1 protein-coding gene is annotated in these 946 nt (G+C 45.6%); it reads right to left on the bottom strand.

What is annotated here, in order from left to right:
• Nucleotides 1-348: 348 nt before the first annotated feature.
• A complete protein-coding gene (locus LRP50_RS25350; protein ID WP_274167169.1) occupies nucleotides 349-714 on the bottom strand; it encodes a hypothetical protein in 366 nt (121 codons plus the stop codon).
• Between the last annotated feature and the right edge of the window lie 232 nt (nucleotides 715-946).

Raw genomic sequence — 946 nt, 5'->3', positions numbered from 1 at the left:
GCGTCATGACCACGGCTAAACATTCCCGTGACGCGATGTTGTCCAACGTGCGGAGAACGACCCATGGTCGGCGTGGGCGTCACTCGACCGAGGTAGCCGAAAGGCGAACAGGATAAGGAGAATGGCGGCCATTTAATCGAAGGAGAAAGCGTGGAAGAATAGACACACAGTGACGTAACCCATTGAAGTTATGGAATGTCTAATAACTTCATGGTGCCGTTCGCCTATTAATCAGTGGCGGGCATACATCCATCCGGCGCTCACCCGAGCAATTGACTTAATAAAGCAGCAACGGGCTTGTCCAACACCCAAATAAAGTGTCGGCTACGCGACACTTATTCTTATTTGTTAGGTGTTCACTTCACTTGTCCATGCTTTTCCTTTGCAACTTGGAAGCAATACGTGAATTTCTTCACTGAACATTACGTGAAAGTCATAAACGCTCATAGAAGCTCGCCCTAGATTCAATGCATCTAACTCTACCTCTGCAGTTACAAAACCACTATCTAAGTGAAAGCTTAAAACCAATAACTCTGGCTCTAAGTTGCAGTAAACCCGATAAGAATCAAGTGGATTCGCAAGCCAATCTAAAACACGGGAAAACTGAACCACTGAATTAGGTCCAACATCAGAAATTGAGAAAGTAGTCCAATTGGAGTTTATGTCTATATGTAGGTCTAACCACCCATCGCAAGGAGAACCAAATTTAATCATCGTAGCCCCGACACCGTATTTACACCTAACGTCAGCATAACGGGCGTTTACTAGCCCAAACCGATTGAAACGCCTGAATCACAACATTTCTATGAAAAAATGTGTCACGAGTAAACGTCCACGTTGATTTTCTTGTTGAACGAAGCCGCTATGCGGCAGAATAACAACACACCGCCTACGTTTCTTCCAACCCTGCCAATCGGGCAGCGGACTGGAGAGATACACCATGAAT

This window comes from Enterovibrio gelatinilyticus (assembly GCF_028683095.1).
GTDB classification, from domain to species: Bacteria; Pseudomonadota; Gammaproteobacteria; order Enterobacterales; family Vibrionaceae; genus Enterovibrio; species Enterovibrio gelatinilyticus.
Note: the sequence above shows the minus strand (reverse complement) of the source record. Positions and strands in the feature narration are given on the sequence as shown.

What these genes read in the sequence shown, in the direction of transcription:
- LRP50_RS25350 (WP_274167169.1), bottom strand. Translation starts at nt 714, where the DNA reads ATGATTAAATTTGGTTCTCCTTGCGATGGGTGGTTAGACCTACATATA.